At 53.1% G+C, this 18,931-nt stretch carries 17 protein-coding genes and 1 pseudogene; 8 read left to right on the forward strand and 10 right to left on the reverse strand.

Annotated elements, in window-relative coordinates; genetic code table 11:
• Nucleotides 1–8 precede the first annotated feature (8 nt).
• Nucleotides 9–1,049 carry an FAD:protein FMN transferase gene (locus Q0X64_RS05885; RefSeq protein ID WP_297809804.1) on the reverse strand — a complete coding sequence of 347 codons (1,041 nt, stop codon included), beginning with the start codon at nucleotides 1,047–1,049 and terminating at the stop codon, nucleotides 9–11.
• Nucleotides 1,046–1,993 carry a glutathione synthase gene (gene gshB, locus Q0X64_RS05890; RefSeq protein ID WP_297809807.1) on the reverse strand — a complete coding sequence of 316 codons (948 nt, stop codon included), beginning with the start codon at nucleotides 1,991–1,993 and terminating at the stop codon, nucleotides 1,046–1,048. Before gshB ends, Q0X64_RS05885 begins: the two co-directional genes overlap by 4 nt.
• A 194-nt stretch (nucleotides 1,994–2,187) precedes the next feature.
• Here gshB and glyQ point away from each other — a divergent pair, with 194 nt between their 5' ends.
• Genes glyQ through Q0X64_RS05915 form a run of 5 tightly spaced genes read left to right on the forward strand, consistent with a single transcriptional unit; the run spans nucleotide 2,188 to nucleotide 8,585 of the window.
• Nucleotides 2,188–3,126 carry a glycine--tRNA ligase subunit alpha gene (gene glyQ, locus Q0X64_RS05895; protein ID WP_297809810.1) on the forward strand — a complete coding sequence of 313 codons (939 nt, stop codon included), beginning with the start codon at nucleotides 2,188–2,190 and terminating at the stop codon, nucleotides 3,124–3,126.
• Nucleotides 3,123–5,201 (forward strand): glycine--tRNA ligase subunit beta, encoded by a 2,079-nt coding sequence (gene glyS, locus Q0X64_RS05900; RefSeq protein WP_297809813.1) that lies wholly within the window; start codon nucleotides 3,123–3,125, stop codon nucleotides 5,199–5,201. Before glyQ ends, glyS begins: the two co-directional genes overlap by 4 nt.
• Nucleotides 5,202–5,213: 12 nt before the next feature.
• Nucleotides 5,214–5,756 (forward strand): D-glycero-beta-D-manno-heptose 1,7-bisphosphate 7-phosphatase, encoded by a 543-nt coding sequence (gene gmhB / locus Q0X64_RS05905; protein WP_297809816.1) that lies wholly within the window; start codon nucleotides 5,214–5,216, stop codon nucleotides 5,754–5,756.
• Nucleotides 5,753–6,487: a lysophospholipid acyltransferase family protein gene (locus Q0X64_RS05910; RefSeq protein ID WP_297809819.1), complete on the forward strand. Its 735-nt coding sequence runs from the start codon at nucleotides 5,753–5,755 to the stop codon at nucleotides 6,485–6,487. The genes gmhB and Q0X64_RS05910 overlap by 4 nt, the downstream gene beginning before the upstream one ends.
• A 10-nt stretch (nucleotides 6,488–6,497) precedes the next feature.
• On the forward strand, nucleotides 6,498–8,585 hold the full coding sequence (locus tag Q0X64_RS05915) for an EAL domain-containing protein (RefSeq protein WP_297809822.1): 2,088 nt from the start codon (nucleotides 6,498–6,500) through the stop codon (nucleotides 8,583–8,585).
• A 50-nt stretch (nucleotides 8,586–8,635) separates the two neighbouring features.
• Here Q0X64_RS05915 and htpX read toward each other — a convergent pair whose 3' ends face one another.
• Genes htpX through Q0X64_RS05940 form a run of 5 tightly spaced genes read right to left on the reverse strand, consistent with a single transcriptional unit; the run spans nucleotide 8,636 to nucleotide 13,526 of the window.
• Nucleotides 8,636–9,514 (reverse strand): protease HtpX, encoded by an 879-nt coding sequence (htpX, locus tag Q0X64_RS05920; protein ID WP_297809825.1) that lies wholly within the window; start codon nucleotides 9,512–9,514, stop codon nucleotides 8,636–8,638.
• A 55-nt stretch (nucleotides 9,515–9,569) separates the two neighbouring features.
• Nucleotides 9,570–10,661 carry an ATP-grasp domain-containing protein gene (locus tag Q0X64_RS05925; RefSeq protein WP_297809828.1) on the reverse strand — a complete coding sequence of 364 codons (1,092 nt, stop codon included), beginning with the start codon at nucleotides 10,659–10,661 and terminating at the stop codon, nucleotides 9,570–9,572.
• A 15-nt stretch (nucleotides 10,662–10,676) separates the two neighbouring features.
• Nucleotides 10,677–11,582 (reverse strand): NAD(P)-dependent methylenetetrahydromethanopterin dehydrogenase, encoded by a 906-nt coding sequence (locus tag Q0X64_RS05930; protein WP_297809831.1) that lies wholly within the window; start codon nucleotides 11,580–11,582, stop codon nucleotides 10,677–10,679.
• Nucleotides 11,583–11,637: 55 nt separating this feature from the next.
• Nucleotides 11,638–12,663, reverse strand: a complete 1,026-nt coding sequence (locus Q0X64_RS05935; RefSeq protein ID WP_297809833.1) for a beta-ribofuranosylaminobenzene 5'-phosphate synthase family protein — start codon at nucleotides 12,661–12,663, stop codon at nucleotides 11,638–11,640.
• A complete protein-coding gene (locus Q0X64_RS05940; protein WP_297809836.1) occupies nucleotides 12,660–13,526 on the reverse strand; it encodes an NAD(P)-dependent methylenetetrahydromethanopterin dehydrogenase in 867 nt (288 codons plus the stop codon). Before Q0X64_RS05940 ends, Q0X64_RS05935 begins: the two co-directional genes overlap by 4 nt.
• Nucleotides 13,527–13,763: 237 nt before the next feature.
• On the opposite strand from Q0X64_RS05940, the gene Q0X64_RS05945 reads away from it, so the two are divergent.
• Complete coding sequence (locus Q0X64_RS05945) at nucleotides 13,764–14,117, forward strand: hypothetical protein (RefSeq protein ID WP_297809839.1); 354 nt, start codon at nucleotides 13,764–13,766, stop codon at nucleotides 14,115–14,117.
• A gap of 70 nt (nucleotides 14,118–14,187) precedes the next feature.
• Here Q0X64_RS05945 and Q0X64_RS05950 read toward each other — a convergent pair whose 3' ends face one another.
• The 3 genes from Q0X64_RS05950 to Q0X64_RS05960 all read right to left on the reverse strand — a co-directional run bounded on the left by Q0X64_RS05950 (nucleotide 14,188) and on the right by Q0X64_RS05960 (nucleotide 16,815).
• Nucleotides 14,188–14,991, reverse strand: coding sequence for a quinoprotein dehydrogenase-associated SoxYZ-like carrier (locus Q0X64_RS05950; protein ID WP_297809842.1), 804 nt, complete (start codon nucleotides 14,989–14,991; stop codon nucleotides 14,188–14,190).
• A gap of 86 nt (nucleotides 14,992–15,077) precedes the next feature.
• Nucleotides 15,078–15,917, reverse strand: coding sequence for a quinoprotein dehydrogenase-associated SoxYZ-like carrier (locus Q0X64_RS05955; RefSeq protein WP_297809845.1), 840 nt, complete (start codon nucleotides 15,915–15,917; stop codon nucleotides 15,078–15,080).
• A complete protein-coding gene (locus Q0X64_RS05960; protein WP_297809847.1) occupies nucleotides 15,880–16,815 on the reverse strand; it encodes a quinoprotein relay system zinc metallohydrolase 2 in 936 nt (311 codons plus the stop codon). The genes Q0X64_RS05955 and Q0X64_RS05960 overlap by 38 nt, the downstream gene beginning before the upstream one ends.
• 78 nt (nucleotides 16,816–16,893) lie before the next feature.
• On the opposite strand from Q0X64_RS05960, the gene gltX reads away from it, so the two are divergent.
• A complete protein-coding gene (gene gltX, locus Q0X64_RS05965; RefSeq protein WP_297809850.1) occupies nucleotides 16,894–18,297 on the forward strand; it encodes a glutamate--tRNA ligase in 1,404 nt (467 codons plus the stop codon).
• Nucleotides 18,298–18,506: 209 nt separating this feature from the next.
• Nucleotides 18,507–18,931, forward strand: a pseudogene (locus tag Q0X64_RS05970) (PQQ-dependent dehydrogenase, methanol/ethanol family); the annotation flags it as partial.

Here is an 18,931-nt window from a genome sequence, read left to right on the forward strand (position 1 = left end):
GCCCTGAGTTATTGAGTTGGTAGCTGACGAATCAGCGGTTCCTGCTTCGGGTCGCTGAGTCTGACCTGCTCGGTCATCGCGGGCGTCATTTCAATCTGCCCGTCAGCACGCATCAGCATAACATGATCAATGCCCAGCGATACGGCTATCTGCGGCCAGTCCTTGCCGGCGACGACCAGTGCTGTGGCGGCAGCATCAGCGCGGGCAGCTTGGGGGTGAATCACCGTCACCGAGATATTATCCCTGGCCGGATAACCGTTACGGGGATCGAGGATATGCGGGTAGCGTTCTCCCTCGTAGGTAAAATAGCGCTCGTAATCCCCCGAGGTAAAGACGCTCTCATCATCCTCAATGGCGACCGAAGCCAGCATGCCGCCCTCTTTGCGCGGGTGGCGAATGCCTATACGCCAGGGGCGGTCACCATGACGGCCAATGGCGCGCAGATCGCCACCGATATTGATAATCGCATTGCTGATGCCCTGTTGTTTCAAAGCGGCAATAGCGGTGTCTACGGCGGTGCCTTTGGCAAAGCCACCAAAGCCCAGTTTGACCTGCTTATTGTCACTGCGCAGTGTTCCGTCCTGGATACTGATGTCATCCATGCTGGGCGCGGCAGCAAGCCAGGCATCAATTTCTTCTTGTGCGGGCGGTGGCCGTGATTCGAACCAGTTGTCCTGATGGTAGCCCCATAACTCAAACAATTTTCCGGCTGCCGGGTTAAACAGGTGCTGACTGTCATCAGCGTAGACCGTGGCTTCCTGGATCACCGCTGCGACCTGCGGTTGGATAGCTATGCTTTCGCCCTTGGCAATCGCTTCGTTGATACGGGTCAGGGTGCTGGGCTGCCAGGCATGCCAGGTATCGTTAACATTGTTGAAAGCCTGTTCCAGTGCATCGACGGTATTCGCTGCTGTGTCAGCATCTACGCCGTAGAGGCTGACATCAATCTCGGTGCCGAACGCATAAAACTTGGCCTGACGGGCGCGTTCACTGTCACCACAGCCGCTGACCAGCAGGCTGAGCAGAAGAATAATTGGGATTAGTTTCATGGCAGTCTTTTTTCTATCGCGGTCATCAAGTCGCCGCCGATATCCAGATTAAATTCGCGATCCAGCTCGCGGATGCAGGTTGGACTGGTGACATTGATTTCGGTGAGATAGTCACCAATCACGTCCAAACCAACGAAGATAAGCCCTTTTTCACGTAATTTGTCGCCAACCTGTTGGCAAATCCATCGATCGCGTTCGCTCAATGGCCGGCCTTCGGCACGGCCGCCAGCCGCCAAATTACCGCGAGTTTCACCCTGTGCCGGGATTCGTGCCAGGGCATAAAGCACGGGTTCACCATCAATCAACAGAATGCGTTTATCGCCTTCGCTGATCGCGGGCAGGTATTTCTGCGCCATCACCGATTTGCTGCCGTGTTCACTGAGGGTTTCCACGATCACTGAAAAGTTGGGATCGCCCTGGTTGATACGAAAGATGGAGGCGCCGCCCATGCCGTCGAGCGGCTTGAGGATAATATCGCCATGCTCCTGCTGGAATTCACGGATCAAATGTTTATGGCGGGTGACCAGCGTTGGCGGACAGCATTGCGGAAACCAGGCGGTGAACAGCTTTTCATTGGCATCACGCAGGCTCTGCGGATCGTTGACAATCAAAACACCGGCGGCCTGGGCCTGTTCCAGCAGGTAAGTGCTGTAGACATATTCCATATCAAAGGGCGGATCCTTGCGCATCAGGATCACTTCAACATCGGTGATGGGCCGGGTTTCGGCTTCCCCCAGCTCATACCACTTGTCGGCATTGTCGAATACCTCAAGCGGCCGCATTTCGGCGTAAACCTTGCCATCACGCCAGTACAAATCCTGCTGTTCCATGTAGAGAACGTCCCAGCCCTTGGCCTGGACAGCCAGCAGCATCGCAAAACTGCTGTCTTTTTTGATATTGACCCGGGATACCGGATCCATAACGATGCCGACGGTGCGTTGCATGAAATCACTCTGAGTAGTCAGACAAGAGCGCTTATTGTACCTGAAGCATGGGTTTGGCCACAGGTTTTGCTTACTGCGACGCGCTCGTAGTTAGCGAGCAATTCATCGCCTTTCGCACAACAGGTCTCTAACAAGCGGGCGCTGGATTCGCTATAATCGCAGGGGTTTTGACTTTGAATAATGAAAGCGAGCTAATGAATAACAAAACGGTGATGAAGGCAGAGACGCCGAGAACCTTTCAGGAACTGATTCTGAGGCTGCAGCAATACTGGGCTGAGCAGGGCTGTGTTTTGCTGCAACCCTTTGATATGGAGGTCGGTGCCGGCACCTTCCATCCGGCTACTTTTCTGCGCGCTATTGGCCCTGAACCCTGGAGCGCGGCCTATGTGCAACCCTCCCGTCGTCCTACCGACGGCCGTTACGGTGATAACCCAAACCGCCTGCAGCACTACTATCAGTTCCAGGTGGTGCTGAAACCGTCACCGATTAATATTCAGGAACTCTATCTGGGCTCGCTGGAAATGCTGGGCATCGATACCTCGGTGCATGATGTGCGTTTTGTAGAGGATAACTGGGAGTCACCAACGCTGGGTGCCTGGGGTCTGGGCTGGGAAGTCTGGCTCAACGGTATGGAGGTGACGCAGTTCACTTACTTCCAGCAAGTCGGCGGCCTGGAATGCCGCCCGGTCACCGGCGAAATTACCTACGGTCTGGAACGCATTGCGATGTACCTGCAGGGCGTCGACAGTGTCTATGATCTTATCTGGTCAGACGGCCCGATGGGTACTGTCACCTACGGCGATGTGTTCCACCAGAACGAAGTGGAAATGTCCGCCTACAACTTCGAGCAGGCTGATGTCGACAGCCTGTTCACCACCTTTGATACCTGTGAACGCGAGAGTCAACGAATGATAGAAGCCGGCCTGCCACTGCCTGCTTACGAGCTGGTGCTGAAAGCCTCCCATACTTTTAATATGCTCGATGCCCGTAAAGCGATTTCAGTGACTGAACGCCAACGTTTTATTCTGCGGGTCAGAACGCTGGCCCGTGCTGTAGCACAGGCCTACTATGACCGCCGTGAGGCACTGGGCTTCCCGATGGCAGCGCAAGCGGCTTCGGAGGCACAGGCATGAAGGAATTCGAAGATTTTCTGGTCGAACTGGGCACCGAAGAACTGCCACCCAAAGCGCTGGCAAAACTGAGCCGGGCATTTCAGCAGAGTGTTGAGCAGGGCCTCAAAAAAGCCGAACTGAGTTTTGAGGAAATCCGGCCTTATGCTTCTCCACGGCGTCTGGCACTGGTGGTGACCAAGCTGCAGACCCGCCAGGCTGATCGGGTGGTAGAGCGCCGTGGTCCGGCGGTCACCGCCGCTTTTGATGATGACGGCAATGCCACCAAGGCGTTGCAGGGCTTCGCGCGATCCTGTGGTGTGGATGTGGACCAGCTCGACACCATGAAAACCGACAAAGGTGCCTGGCTGGTATTCAAACAGGAACAGCAGGGCGCGGAAGCCGCCAGCCTGTTGCCTGACATTATCCAGCAGGCATTGAATGAACTGCCGATCCCCAAACGCATGCGTTGGGGGGATTTGCCGGGTGAATTTGTGAGACCGGTGCACTGGCTGGTTCTGCTCTTAGGTGACGAAGTGGTGCCGATGGAACTGCTGGGGGTGAGCTCCGATCGTTTCAGTCGTGGTCACCGCTTCCATAACCCGCAGCCGATCAATATCAGTTCGCCCATGACCTATGCACCGCAACTGGAAGCCGAGGGTCGGGTGCTGGTGGATTTTGATGCCCGTCGGGAGACCATCGAGGCACAGGTTAAAGAGCTGGCTGACACGCTGAAAGGGGAAGCCATCATTAACCCCGAGCTGCTGGAAGAAGTGACCGGCCTGGTCGAATGGCCGGTGGCACTGGCCGGGAATTTTGACCAGCGTTTCCTGGCATTACCACCGGAAGCGCTGATTTCGTCGATGGAAGGCCATCAGAAGTACTTTGCCGTTGAAGCTAAAGACGGCAAGCTGTTACCCCACTTTATTACCGTCAGCAATATCGCCAGTCAGGACCCGGCGCAGGTGATTGCCGGTAACGAGCGGGTGATCCTGCCACGGCTGAGTGATGCCGCCTTTTTCTGGGATACCGACCGTAAAAAAGCACTGGCTGACAGCCAGGAGCAACTCAAAACCATCGTGTTTCAGAACAAGCTGGGTACGGTCTACGACAAATCAGCGCGGGTTGCTTCACTGGCGGCCGATATTGCCGAGCAGATTGACGGGCAGCCGGCACTGGCCGAACGTGCCGCCAGACTGGCTAAATGCGATTTGGTCACAGAAATGGTCGGCGAGTTTCCTGAACTGCAGGGAATTATGGGCCGTTATTATGCACGGCTTGATGGTGAGGATACCGAGGTGGCGGAAGCGCTGGATGAACAGTATCTGCCACGCTTTGCCGGTGACAAACTGCCTGCCACCCGCAGTGGTCAGGCCGTCAGTCTGGCTGAGAAAATTGATACTTTGACCGGTCTGTTCGGCATTGGTCAGCCGCCGTCGGGTGTTAAGGATCCATTCGCTTTGCGTCGAGCGGCTCTGGGCGTTTTGCGCATTATCATTGAAAACGGGCTGGACCTGGATCTGGCAGACCTGCTGCAACGTTCTCAGCAAACCTTTGATGGCAAGTTGAACGAACAGGATGTCACCTCTCAGGTCATGCAGTACTTCTATGACCGTCTGCGAGGTTATGTGCTGGAGCAGGGCTTTAAAGCCGATGAATTCGAAGCCGTGCTGGCGGTGAAACCGACCCGGCCGTTGGATTTTGTCCAGCGTTTGAAAGCTGTAGCAGCATTCAGACAACTGGAGCAGGCGGACTCGCTGGCTGCCGGTAATAAACGCATCGGCAATATCCTGCGTAAAAATGAAGCAGAAACGGCCGATCCTCAAGTCGATGACAGCCTGTTACAGGAACCTGCTGAAAAAGCCCTGGCCGAGAAGGTTAATGATGCCCGTCAAGCATTGGCGCCACTATCTGCCAGTGCCGATTACACCGGCGTGCTCAATTACCTGGCCGGTATGCGCGAGACGGTCGATAGCTTCTTTGACGCTGTGATGGTAATGGCGGATGATGAGGCGGTGAGAAGAAACCGTCTGGCCCTGCTCAACCAGACCCGGGCGCTGTTCCTGGGCGTGGCCGATATTTCCTGCCTGCAGGAGTAAGGAGACCACCTGATGTCGCTGATTATTCTGGACCGTGATGGCGTTATTAACCACGACTCGGATGAATTTATCAAAACCCCGGCCGAGTGGGAGCCTATCGACGGCAGTCTGGAAGCGATTGCGCGACTCAATTATGCCGGTTACCGGGTGGTGGTCATTACCAATCAGTCGGGCATTGCCCGGGGGCTGCTGGATGTCGAGACGCTGAATCGTATTCACAGCAAAATGCGGCGAATGCTGGCGCAGATGGGCGGTCGAATTGAAGCGATCATGTACTGTCCGCACGGCCCGGAAGACGGCTGCAGTTGCCGTAAACCGCATAACGGATCTTTTGCCGATCTGGCTCACCGACTGAGAGTGAACCTGGACAATGTACCTGCTATCGGTGATTCGATGCGCGATATCCAGGCGGCAATGGCATCCGGTGCCAGACCGATTCTGGTGAAAACCGGTAAAGGTGAACGCACTCTGTCCAAGGGACTGCCCGACGAGGTTGAAGTGTTTGATGATCTGGCCGCGGTGGTCGATGCTTTACTGGAGCCACAGCTTCAATGATCAGACTGCGTTCGCTGCTTTTTTTCATTATTTATGCCCTGTCCGCCGTTATTTTTTCCTGTCTCGGCGTTTTATTGTGGCCGCTTCCGTTCAAATGGCGTTACGCTGTGGTAAGCCAGTGGGCCAAGAGCAATATCTGGCTGCTGGGCAAAATTTGTGATGTGCATCTCGAAGTCGAGGGCAAAGAGCACATCGGTGATGAGCCCGCTGTTATTATCTGCAAACATCAGTCTGCCTGGGAGACGCTGGCACTGCAGGCGGTGTTTCCGCCCCAGGTCTGGGTGTTGAAGCGGGAGTTATTATGGATCCCGTTTTTTGGCTGGGGGCTGGCATCTTTGAACCCGATTGCGATAGATCGCAAGGCGGGTCGTAAGGCCCTGAGCCAGGTGATTGAACAAGGTCTGGATCGTTTATCATCCGGCGCCTGGGTTGTGGTGTTTCCGGAAGGCACCCGGGTGGCACCGGGCTATATGCGCAAGTTTGGCATCGGTGGTGCCAGGCTGGCGGTGGATACCGGCTACCCGGTGATTCCGGTGGCTCATGATGCCGGTAAGTGCTGGCCCAAAAGAGGTTTTTTGAAAACACCGGGCACGATCAAGATGGTGATTGGTAAAAAAATCGACAGCCAGGGACAGGACGCGGCAGCCTTGAATCAGCACCTGTTTGACTGGATGGAACAGACAATGACTGTGCTGGAAGGTGAAAAACCGCGGCAACAGGACAGGAAATAAGAGAGTCGAGATGATGGCTAGAGCAGAAGGCATTTTACGCTTACTGATCGTGGATGATTCGCTGACCGACGCGGACGCCATTATCAATACCCTCCGCAGTGCTGGTCATGCCGTCCGCGCAGCGCGGGAAGACAGTCCGGCAGCGATTGAGCAGTTGTTATTGAAACAGACCTGGGATTTGTTGATCTGCCGCGATAAGGTGGCTAACCTTTCCCCCGCCGAAATCGTTTCCTTGCTGCAGCGACTGGGTAAAGACCTGCCTTGTATTATCCTGATAAACGACAAAGCCGATGAGCAGGCATTCTTTAATAGCGGCGCCCAGGATGTGGTGTTGTTCGGTGACAGCCAGCGCCTGCAGTTTGCCGCCGGCCGGGAATTACACAATCTGTTCGGCAGACGGCTGGCACGGCGTAATGAACAGGCACTGCGCGAGAGTGAAAAGCGCTCGAGGTCATTACTGGAAAGCTCGCGCGATGCGGTGGCGTATATGCATGAAGGCATGCATATCTATGTCAATCAGGCTTATCTTCGCCTGTTCGGCTATGAAGAAGCGGAAGATATCGACGGCCTGCCCATCCTCGATTTAATCAGTAGTGAAGATCACAGCAAGTTCAAAGCAGTGTTCCGCGACTTTTCTGAACAGGGCGAGTCAGCGCCGGTCACCGTGGTGGCCAACTGCGTGCGTGCCGACGGTACCGGCTTCAATGCCCAAATCGAATTCAGTCATGCCCGGGTCGAGGGGGAAGACTGCAGCCAGGTCGTCATTCGTGATGATGCCAGCGGCAAAGTCGACGATGAGCAGCTTAAACTGCTGCGTGATCATGATGTGCTGACCGGCCTTTACAATCGCAAACGCTTTATAGATGAATTGCAACAATGTGCTTATCAGGCGGTGGAAGGTAATGGTGACGCCGAACTGATGTACCTGGTGCTGGATGACTTCCAATCGATTAAGGAACAGGTAGGGCTGGGCACCAGTGACGTTATCATCAAAAGTGTGGCCGATTTATTGCGCAAGAATTTGCAAAGCGGAGAAGTGCTGGGCCGTTACGGTGATCAGATCTTCACTATTATTGTTCCCAGCCATGATGATCATCTGGTTGATGAACGCGCTGCTGCCTATCTCAAAACCATTGATGATTATGTTTCGCATGCCAATGGCAAGACCATTGATCTGCACTGCAGCATCGGTATTTCCCGCATCAGTGAAAACCAGTCGGTCGCGGAAACCGTGCTGGAAAATGCGGCACAAGCCTGCGCCCGGGCGCAGCATGCTGGCGGCAACCAGATTCAGCGTCATCAGCAGGATCATGTGGAAGAGGCTGAGGGCGAATCGGCGGATAAATGGCAGCAGCGGCTGGAAAAAGGCCTTAATGATGATAAGTTTGAATTGCACTACCAGCCTATCGTCAGCCTGCATGGTGAGTCGCAGGAGCTCTACGAAGTACTGCTCAGATTATCACTGATCGAAGGCCGGCAATCCCGCGCCGGTGAGTTTATCGAGCACGCGGCCACCCTCAAGATGATGGCCGATATTGATAAATGGGTGATTCGCACCGCCTTTGAAAACCTCATAGAACATCGTCATCAGTTTCCGCGTACCCGTTTTTTCATCAAGTTATCGGAGCAGACCCTGCAGGATACGGCTTTTGTTGACTGGCTGGATGCCACCCTGGATGCGCATAAGCTCAATGCCAATGCGGTGATCTTTGAAATCAGCGAAACCATTGCTGTTGATAACCTGGAACAGGTACGGACCGTGGTCAGCCGCCTCAAGCAACTGGGCTGTGAGTTTGCCCTGGAGCACTTCGGCTCTGGTGTCGACTTCTCCAACAGCCTGGATAACCTGGAAGTTGACTACGTTAAAATCAACGGCACCTTTGTCGAAAACATGGCACATGACAGCGAGAATCAGGCTGCCGTTAAAGCGATTATTGAAATGACCAAGCAGGCTGGGAAAAACTGTATCGCGGAGTTTGTCTCCGATGCTAACAGCCTGGCCTTATTGTGGCGGCTGGGCGTTGATTATGCGCAGGGCTATTATATTCATGAGCCTTCCGAAAAACTCGACTACAACTTTGAAGATGATGACTTCTGAGCCATAGCTCAGTGGCATAAAAAAGCCGGGCTCAGCCCGGCTTTTTTGTCTTAGCGCTGACCACGCAGTGCGTTAATGCGCTCTTCCAATGGCGGGTGGGTCATAAACAGCGCGCTCAGTCCGCCGCGTCCACCGGAAATACCCATCGCATGTAGTTGGTCGGGCAGCGGTTCACTGGCGGTGCCGGCCAGTCGCTGCAAGGCGGCAATCATCTTTGGGGCACCGACCAGGCTGGCAGCACCGGCATCGGCCCGGTATTCGCGCTGGCGGCTAAACCACATCACGATAATGCTGGCCAGAATACCCAGCACAATTTCCGCAATAATCGAGGTGATCCAGAAGGCCGGACCGTGGCCACGTTCGACCTTGAATACCATGCGGTCAACCAAATGACCAATGACGCGTGACAACACGATCACGAAGGTATTCACCACACCCTGGATCAGGGCCATGGTGACCATATCGCCATTCGCCACGTGACTGACCTCATGGGCCAGTACCGCTTCTACTTCGTCCTGGGTCATCGACTGCATCAGACCGGTACTGACCGCGACCAGGGCTTTGTTCTTATTGGCACCGGTAGCAAAGGCGTTGGGCTGCGGCGAGTTATAGACAGCCACTTCAGGCATGCCGATGTTGGCCTGTTTAGCCAGACGACTGACGGTATTGACCAGCCAACGCTCAGTTTCATTCGAGGCTTGTTCAATCACCTTGGCACCGGTCAGCCGTTTGGCCGTCCACTTGGAGATCAGTAGTGAAATGAATGAGCCACTAAAGCCGATCACCGCGGCATAAATCAGCAGTGCATTCATATCGAGGCCGACACCCTGCTCATCGAGCAGACTCTCGATGCCCAGCAGACGCATGGTAATGCTCAGAACGGCCAGCACCGCGATATTGGTGCCGAGGAAAAGCAAAATTCGTTTCATCTCTGAATCCTGTGTGATTATTCAGGCTTAAATATGGGTGAGCATAATGACATTTTCAAGCGTGCGGCAAGCAATTTTCTAATGCTGTTTTTTTGATTTGTTGTAAACGCTGTTCAGCGGCTTGTAGCGTGCTTGCCTCAGCAACAAGCGTGCAGATTGGTAGACCGGTCTCAATCACCTTCCCGGCGGCGGGTAAGTCATGGCATTGCCGCGGCCAGGCAGGATGCTGAGTGATTTGTTGGTTTTCTTCGGCAAACAGGTATTCCAGTATTCGCACCTTGTCTGTTTCAGTTGAGGGTAATGCGGGCAGTCGGCCGGCGCAGGCATCCAGGTGCCACTGCATCCACTGCGGCTGATTGAGCAGCTCCAGCGAGGCGCTGATGCGAGGATTGATTTCCAGTAAATACCAGCGGCCCTGTTGATCAACAATAAAATCCAGACTATTGAAGCCTTTGAGTTCGCTGGCCTTTACCAGTGAATCGAGCGTCGCAGTCAGCGCCTGTCTGATGGCAGGAGGTGGCATCTCGGGCTGGCGGATTTTTGCCAGAAGGTACTGTCCTTTACGGTTGATTTGGCGGTTCCAGGCGAAAACCAAAGCCTGCTGCCCGTCGGCGAGAAAAGTCATGGAAAAGGACTCACCGTCAATAATACGCTGATAATACTGGCCTGCTGACAGGGTATGGTCAGTGTTTTTATTTATCTGCCCACCGGCTGTGTGCAAATCTTTAAGCAGGCTGCTGGCCGGGGCTGGTGGATGCAGATAGCTTTTTGGGTAAGGCAGCGTTAACTGATCCAGTAAGGCAAAAAACGCTTCGGGCTCACGCAGTTGTGCGATGGTGTCGACACTGTTGCCGATCAGGCTGATATGGGCGGGGAGTGACGTTAAAAACGGATAAAAAGCTTCCACGCCGGTGCCGCAGATAAGCTGACAAGGTTGGCCAGCGCTTAGCTTTTTTAATACGGCATGAAATTGCTGTCGTGTCAGTTCGGCGATGGCAGGCAGAGGCAGCCATTGATCAGCAGCTTCGAGGGTATCGGTATCTCCAAAGCAATCAGCCACCCGAACCGTGTAACCGGCGCGGGTGGCTGACTGGGTAATGAAGCGGCCGCTTTGCGCAACTATCAGCAAAAGGGGCTGTGTCGGCATCAGCGGCGGGCAGGATTAGGCGAGTTTACGCGCACCTTCAAAGGCATTGCGGAAGTCGAGATAGACTGGCTTCTCACTTTCCAGGGTTTCACGTAACAGCGCCTGTTGCAGCTTGTATTTAACGTCACCCACTGCCAGAGCCCCGATGCCGACAGCATCCGGCGCATTTTTGGCATGAACCAGTGGTGCGCCTGAGTCCATCAGCTTGATGCCTTCAATACCCAGTGGCGCAACGGCATTGACGTCACCGGCCACTTTCAGATGTTTGGCATCTTCAAGCACGGAGGCATTGAGCACCTGGATACCGGCTTTGGCAGTACAGAAGACCACATCAGCATCGGCCAGCAGGCGGGCTTTGTCGGCATCCGAAGCAGCAGTGGTGCCACGCAGTTCAACGCCGTAGCGACGTTTAGCTTCATCGGCAAATTCCAGTGCCGCGTCCAGCGAGAAGTGATCGACGATGGTGGTCTGAGCACCCTGCAATGCAGCAATCACAGCGGTAGCAATGCCCACCGGGCCGGTACCGCCGAAGACGACCGCTTTACTGCCTTCATAAGTCCGGTCGAATTTATTTTTCAGTTCACGTTCGACACTGGCGACCAATGCAGCAGCGGTGGTAAAAGCACCACTGGGATCAGCAAAGACTGAGATTTCGAACGGCGGTACCATGGCTTTTTTGGCTGCATCCAGCATATCCATGGCCAGGCCGATATCACGACCGCCGATAAACATGCCGGTCTTTTTGACCCCCGATGGGCCACGGGAAAAGATGGCATCCTGGGTCAGGCCGGCGACTTCATCCAGTTCGACGTGGGTATAAGGCATGAGAACTTCGTAACCGGCATCCAGCGCCATATTGATATCAAACGGGCTGTTATGCTTCATCGGGTTGATCATGTGAATAATTGAACGTTTGGACATGTGTGTTCCTTAAACTAGAGACTGAAAGCGTTGCTGAGGCCAATCATAGCCAGTCTTAACTGACGGTTTCAATGATCGCACCCCGATTGTCTGGCTGAGCTGAGATAAACTGCGGTATTGCCGCTGATGGATGGTCAGACTCAATAAAATCAGAAAGTTGTCCAATCAGCTTTTGCGCTTGCTGCGCTGAACTGACGAAAACGCAGCCGGTAGGCCCCCAGGAGCTCTGGGCAATGCCTTTGTGACCCAATTGCTGAGCCTGCCGCAAACAGGCGGCGATCCGTGGACTGGTGTAGCGACCGCCCTGGGCTTCGGCAAAATGGTCGCCAATCAGCGCCTGAATATCGGTGATGGCAGCGCCGAACTGTTCGATGTCCTGTTCAGCCAATGCTGGCAGCAATTGCATCAGGGTTTTATGGCAAATCGCCTGCGCATGGGATAGCGGAAAAACCGGCAAGTCACGGAAAGCCTGTTTTTCGTGCTGGCCATGAATGCCCTGGTGATGTTGGTCCATGATCATGACAACACGCCAGTCTGCTGGAAAGGCCTGATGCATCAGCAGCGGAGGCACCGTTTGTTGTGGCTTGAGGCCGCCATCGACGATGAAGCCTCCCTGATCAAAGGTGGCAATACCAATGCCGGAACGCTGGCCGCGGCCCAGTTGCTGTGCCAGAGACGTGGTACTGATATCAAGCTGGTGCAGTCTGGCCAGTGCCGTGCCCAGCGTCAGTGCTAATTGTGTGCCACTGCCCAGCCCGGCATGGGCCGGGATCAGATCATCAATGCGAACTGCCGCCCGTGATGTGGAGGCCAGCTGACGGCCGGGTCCCTGATAAAAACGCTCGCTGATTTTGAGCAAGCGCGCATGGGTGTCGTCTGACAGCTTGCCACCACTGATACTGACTTGTTCAGCACAGCTGACAGTAAGCCGGGTGTAATGGCTATCAACAGCCAGCCCAAGGCTACCGAAACGGCGGCCGATGCTGGCGTTGAGATCCAGAAATCCGAGATGGAGTCGGGCTGGTGCCTGGACGGTGACTGATTGCAGCGTGTCCGGGCTGTCAGCGTGTTTGGGCTTCACTGTGCGTTATCAATTTTGCAGGCAATGTCGTAAATGGTGGTTTCGTCCAGAAACAGATCGTTGCTCTCAAACAGGGAGGCGACGGCGCCGCGGTGCACTTTCATTTTGAGGCCGCCAATGGCGATAGCACCATAATGTTTGATGCCGTTTTTTTCCTCGCCGTTATCCATGACTTCGATACCGGCAACACCCAGTGGCGGCACCGCGTTGACATCGGCAATGACTTCCAGCGATTGATTGCCTGCCAGCGCTGATTCCGGGATCACGCAGACACCGGCAGGGCCGGCAGCGATGGCGACATGGGCATCGGCCAGCAGGTTTTTAACCGCTTCGTCACTGCGGGTTTCACCCGGCGTGACATCCACATCATAATCCTGTTTCATCTGGTCGGTAATCGCCTTACTGCGATCCAGGCTGCGTGAGGTCATGGTCACTTTAGCCGCGCCTTCTTTGAGCAGATACAAAGCGCTGCGTTGACCGACCGGACCCGAGCCCAGGATGACCACGTTTTTGCCGGTCACATCAAAATCGGTCAGCACTTTGCGCACAATCGCTGCAGCAGTGGTATTTGACCCGTTGGGGTCGAGCATGACAGAAACCCGAACCGGACCGAAAAAGGCTTTTTTGACTGCTTCACCCACCAGATCGCTGGCAGGCACATTGGAGCCACCGATGAAAATTGCACTGTTTTTCAGGTTTTTACCGCCGCGGGTGAAAATCATACCGTGAACGTGTGGCGTCACGTTGTCACGGGTGGCACCGCCGTGGGCGATAATGTTGTCTACACCGGAGTCGTAGGCCACGGCTTGATCAAAAGTGCTGGCAACCGGATCGGTATCCAGGTGCAGTAACAGTTTTTTCATCTGGGTCTCCTCAGGAGGCGGTTATTCTATTACTAAGTAAACCGCTGATTTTACCTGATGTTGGCAGCCTAAGAAACTAAGCACTTGTTTATGCATGATATCCATCAAGCAAGATCGGGAATATTTCATGTAGTATGAGGACTTTGTCAGGCTGACAATAGAGAAGAACAGGAACTTAGCATAACGGGGGCGGGTCACAGCTGAGTCGCCATATAATGACTAAATCAGGAGAGATAAATGAAGAAAGCTGGAATCACTATGTTTGCCGCAGGTCTGGTGGCACTGTTGCCTAGCATCGCAATGTCCAACGACTTTTCCACTGCCACACGAGTGCATTATGTGTTGGATTGCATGGCTGCCAATGAAGATATGAATGTTTATGAAGGTACGCACAAATGCTCATGCGTAGTCGATAAACTGGCAGAAGTCTTCACTGAAAGAGAATTCGAAGACATTAGTGTCGGTTTCCGTTACAAAAACCTGCCTGCTGATCGCGGTGCCACTTTCCGTGATGATAAGCAGATTCGCAGCGGTCTTAAACTGTTTGAAGAGACCCATGCTAAAGCTTACAAAGAGTGTCGCATCCACTAAGCATAAAATCGGATGACGATCAAAAAAGGCCGCAATTGCGGCCTTTTTTATTGCTGAAAGAAAAGGATACTCAGATGTCTTTTTCCATACTGAATTCCTGTTCCTTGCTGTCATGAATGACCGCTTTCAGCTTACCGTGCTCTGCTGGCGTGAAAGTAAAGCGAACACTGGGATCTTCACTCAGAGAAATGCCGGATTCGACTTTGATTAAGGTTTTGTCGTTGTAGCTGATATCAATATCGTCGACAAAATGGGCCGGGATATACTTACGGTTTTTCTGATCGTATTGCAGGCCACTGTAGTTGGGGTGGCTGACAATCACCTGGGCCTGAACCGGCTCACCCACAGTGGGCTGACGCATGCGGATCTGCATTTTACCCAGTCGAGCCAGCGCCGCAGCAGCATCTTTACCGGCAGGGGCACTACAACCGCCTGAGGCTTTCACAAAGCGTGACACCATATGCAGGCTGCCGTCATTCATTTCAGCAATAGCCCGTACATAAGTGTATTCGTCAATTCGCATACGGGTCGAAATATCCACGGTGCCCAGTTCTGGTGACAACCGGAAGTTGGCTGAGTAGGGCATCGGGTTATTGTCGATCACCACGTGGATATTTTTAATGAATTTGTCCGCGCTCTGAGGCACCAGCGATTTTATGGTAATGGGGACAATTGCAGCGTCTTCAGCACGTTTGGGCGCTTCCAGAACCAGCAGGTCATCAGCATTTTCGCGAATTTCCTTGTCACCGAAATGTGCGGTTTTCAAAGATGGCCAGATAGGTTCTTTGTCTGCTGCAGCTTGTACCGTTACTGCCGAGAACAACATCAGCGTGAACAGGCTGATCAGCACTGTTTTGAAGGGGCGGGTCACCATGATCTCTCTCCTGCTTACTTGTTTTTTATTTAGTGTACAAGATTTGAGCAGGAAGGAAATGAAAAGTTCCCAGTTAAACTAGGGAGTTATAGCCGCTTTTTTTGATCAAATTTCTGCTCCTTGCTATCTGTGGCCTGTACGCGGAGCACACCCGGCTGTTCAGGACTAAAAACAAAGCGCAAGCTGGGATCTTCGCTGATGGATATGCCGGCCTCCATTTTGATCAGCGGCGCGTCGTTGTAGCTGATCGCCAGGGTTTTGACATAATGCGCCGGAATGTAGCCGCGGCTGACCTGATCCATTTGCAGACCGCTGTTATTGGGGTGGCTGACAATCACCTGAACCGGCATCGCTTTGCCCAGCGTCGCCTCACGCATGCGAATTTGCATTTTTCCCAGTCTGGCGAGCGCGGCGGAGTGATCTTTGCCTGCCGGTGCACTGCAGCCGCCCGACGCTTTGACAAAGGTTTTTATCATATGCAAAGTGCCATCATTCATCTCTGCGACCACCCGCATATGGGTATAGCTGTCAACCCGTACACGAGTCGATAGATCGACCTGTTTCAGCGAAGGAGCCAGGTAGAAAGTGGCGGCATGCGGCATCGGGTTGTTATCGATAAACAGATGCAATGCGCTGATATGTCGGGCAGTGGTTTGCTTGAGTGGTGACTTGATGGTGACCGGCACAATCGCTGCATCCTCGGCGCGTTTGGGCGCTTCAATTGTCAGCAAGTCGTCGGCTTCAACCCGGATCTGTCGGTCTCCAAAATAAGTCTGCTTGAGGGCGGGCCAGATTGCTTCAGTGTTATCTGATGCCGAAGCCGGACTGAGCAGGCCTGTTATCAGAAATAACAGCGGCAACCTCAGCCAGCTTAACGACAGGCTATTTTTATTCCCATTCCAGTTCAACAAAGGCAGCAGTGACATTTCGACGGTGATAATCCTCAAATAAGATCCAATTATCTTTCTGAGTTAAGCCTACCGAAGCGGTCGCCTGGTCTATAGTGCCAAAGTCATAAATAATGGCCCGGATTTGTTCCCGAATCAGGGTGAGATAGGCCAGCTGTTTTTGCCAACCTTGTTGCCACTGATCTTTGCCGGCGGGGCCATGACCGGGAACCACATAGCTGACATCCATTTGCTGCAGTTTTTTACTGTTTTCTATCCAGCCATTGATACTGCCATCAAGCGCAGGGATCCGATCAATAAATAGAAGGTCACCGGTCCACAGGGTCCGGGTGTTTTTATCCATCACCGTCAGATCATGATCGGTGTGGGCTGTGCTGTAGGCGGTGAGTACGATTTCACGTTGTCCCAGATCCAGGGTCAGCGGTTCGCCGATGGCAACCGTCTGGTCAGGTGAGATAAATTCAGCCCCCTGGTAGGCTTCACCCAGCGTCTCAGCAAAGTTTTTCTCAAAAAAGTCTTTGCGCGCCATTAAAGCCGCCGGCAGTTTTTCATGACCAACAAAGCTGGGCTCGGCTTGTTTGAAGGCGGCATTACCCAGTAGATGATCCGGGTGAACATGGGTGTTGATGACATAACAGACCGGCTTATCAGTGGTTTGTTTTACAGCCTTTGCCAGTAGTTCGCCTTCCTTGTAACTGCCGCCGCTGTCAATAACGGCCACACAGTCATCGCCGACAATAAAGCCGACATTGGCAATGGCGCCGAAATTTTCTTTACTGGCATCCTCATGCACACCCTGATGATAATAAATACCGTCAGTGACCTGTTCTATCGGATAGGCCTGATCCTGAGCACAGGCAACTTGCATCAACAGCAGGCCCGGAAAGCACCACAGAGACAGATTTCGGATAAACATGCTCACCTCTATATATATAGTGTCAGGCTGGTACAATAACGCACCTTTGTTAAGACCATCCAGTTGAGAGCTTGTTACATGACTATTCGTACCCGTTTTGCGCCCAGTCCAACCGGTTATTTGCATGTCGGCGGTGCCCGCACAGCACTGTTTTCCTGGCTGTATGCCCGTAAACACGGTGGCCAGTTCGTGTTGCGCATTGAAGACACTGACCTTGAGCGCTCCACGCCGGAGTCGGTCAACGCGATTCTTGAGGGCATGACCTGGCTGGGGCTTGAGTACGATGAAGGGCCTTTCTACCAGACCCAGCGCTTTGATCGTTACAAAGAAGTGGTCGATCAATTGATGCAGCAGGGTCATGCCTATTACTGCTACTGCTCCAGGGAAGAACTGGATGAGATGCGCGAGCAGCAGCGGGCTAACAAGGAAAAGCCGCGTTACGACGGTCGCTGCCGTCATCGCACTGAAGCCAGGCCCGGCGTAGAGCCGGTGATTCGTTTCAAAAACCCGACTGAAGGCAGTGTGGTGGTGAAAGACGTGATCCGCGGCGATGTCGAGTTCAGCAACAGTGAGCTGGATGATCTGGTTATTGCCCGTCCCGATGGCACACCGACTTATAACCTGACCGTGGTGGTCGATGATATGGATATGCAGCTGACCCATGTCATTCGCGGTGATGATCACCTGAATAACTCACCGCGCCAGATCAACCTTTACCGCGCACTGGGTGCCGAACCGCCGGTATTCGCTCATGTGCCGATGATCCTGGGTGACGACGGTGCCCGCCTGTCCAAGCGTCATGGTGCCGTCAGTGTGATGAGTTACCGCGATCAGGGTTTCCTGCCAGAGGCCTTGCTCAACTATCTGGTTAGACTGGGCTGGTCTCATGGTGACCAGGAAGTCTTTTCGTTGGATGAAATGACGCAGCTGTTTGATATCCAGGATGTTAATAAAGCGGCGTCCAGTTTTAATAATGAAAAGCTATTGTGGCTCAACCAGCAATACATTAAGACCAGCAGCCCTGAGCATATTGCCCATCATCTGTGCTGGCATCTGGGACAACGGGATATTGACCCGGCCGCAGGCCCAGAACTGACACGCGTGGTTGAAACCCAGCAGGAAAGAGCGAAAACGCTGGTGGAAATGGCTGACAATATTGTTTTCTTTTACCGGGATGTCAAAGAATACGATGAAAAGGCCTCGCGTAAATTTCTTAACGAGAAAAGCCTGCCCTTGCTGGAAAACATGCTGCAGCGGCTGACTGCGGTCGAGGACTGGCAGGATGAAAAGCTACATGATGAAGTCAAAGCCTGCGCCGAAGCCAATGAGCTGGGGATGGGGAAAGTCGCACAACCTATCCGTGTTGCTTTAACCGGAAATACCGTTTCACCGTCATTGGGAATTACCCTGGAATTGATGGGACGTGAGCGCACTTTGTCCGCAATTGAAAAAGCGATTGACTGGATCAAGGATCATGCCTGAAAATAAATTTAAAGCTGTTTTTGTATAAAAATCAGCAGTTTAATTGGTCGGGAAAAACTTCCCGAAAAAAATATGGAAAATATCACAAAAAAGATCAGGAAGATGCTTGACTAACGTTTTCAGCACGATTAAGGTTTGCTCTACGCATGAGGTTCAGCAATGAGCATTTCGTGTCGTTAATACTAAAAAGCAATATAGAGGAAAACTTTATGAAGCTGAAAACATTGTCTCTGGCTATGATGTCACTGGCTGTACCGGGTCTGGTAGCAGCTGATGAACTGGCCACAATGCAAGAAAACGAAAATAACTGGGTTATGCCTGCTGGTGACTACAAAAACCAGCGTTATTCAGAACTGACACAAATCAATAAAGATAACGTCAAAGATCTGAACATGGCTTGGTCTTTCTCAACGGGTGTATTGCGTGGTCACGAAGGTAACGCGCTGGTAATGGACGGCACCATGTATGTCCACACACCATTCCCTAACATCGTGTTCGCGCTGGACCTGAACAACGACGGTGCTATCAAGTGGAAGTACGAGCCTAAGCAAAACTACGACGAAACTGTGCCAGTCATGTGCTGTGACACCGTTAACCGTGGTCTGTCTTATGCTGACGGCAAAATCTTCCTGAA

Origin of the sequence: uncultured Methylophaga sp. (genome assembly GCF_947259025.1) — a bacterium.
Classification (GTDB): Bacteria; Pseudomonadota; Gammaproteobacteria; order Nitrosococcales; family Methylophagaceae; genus Methylophaga.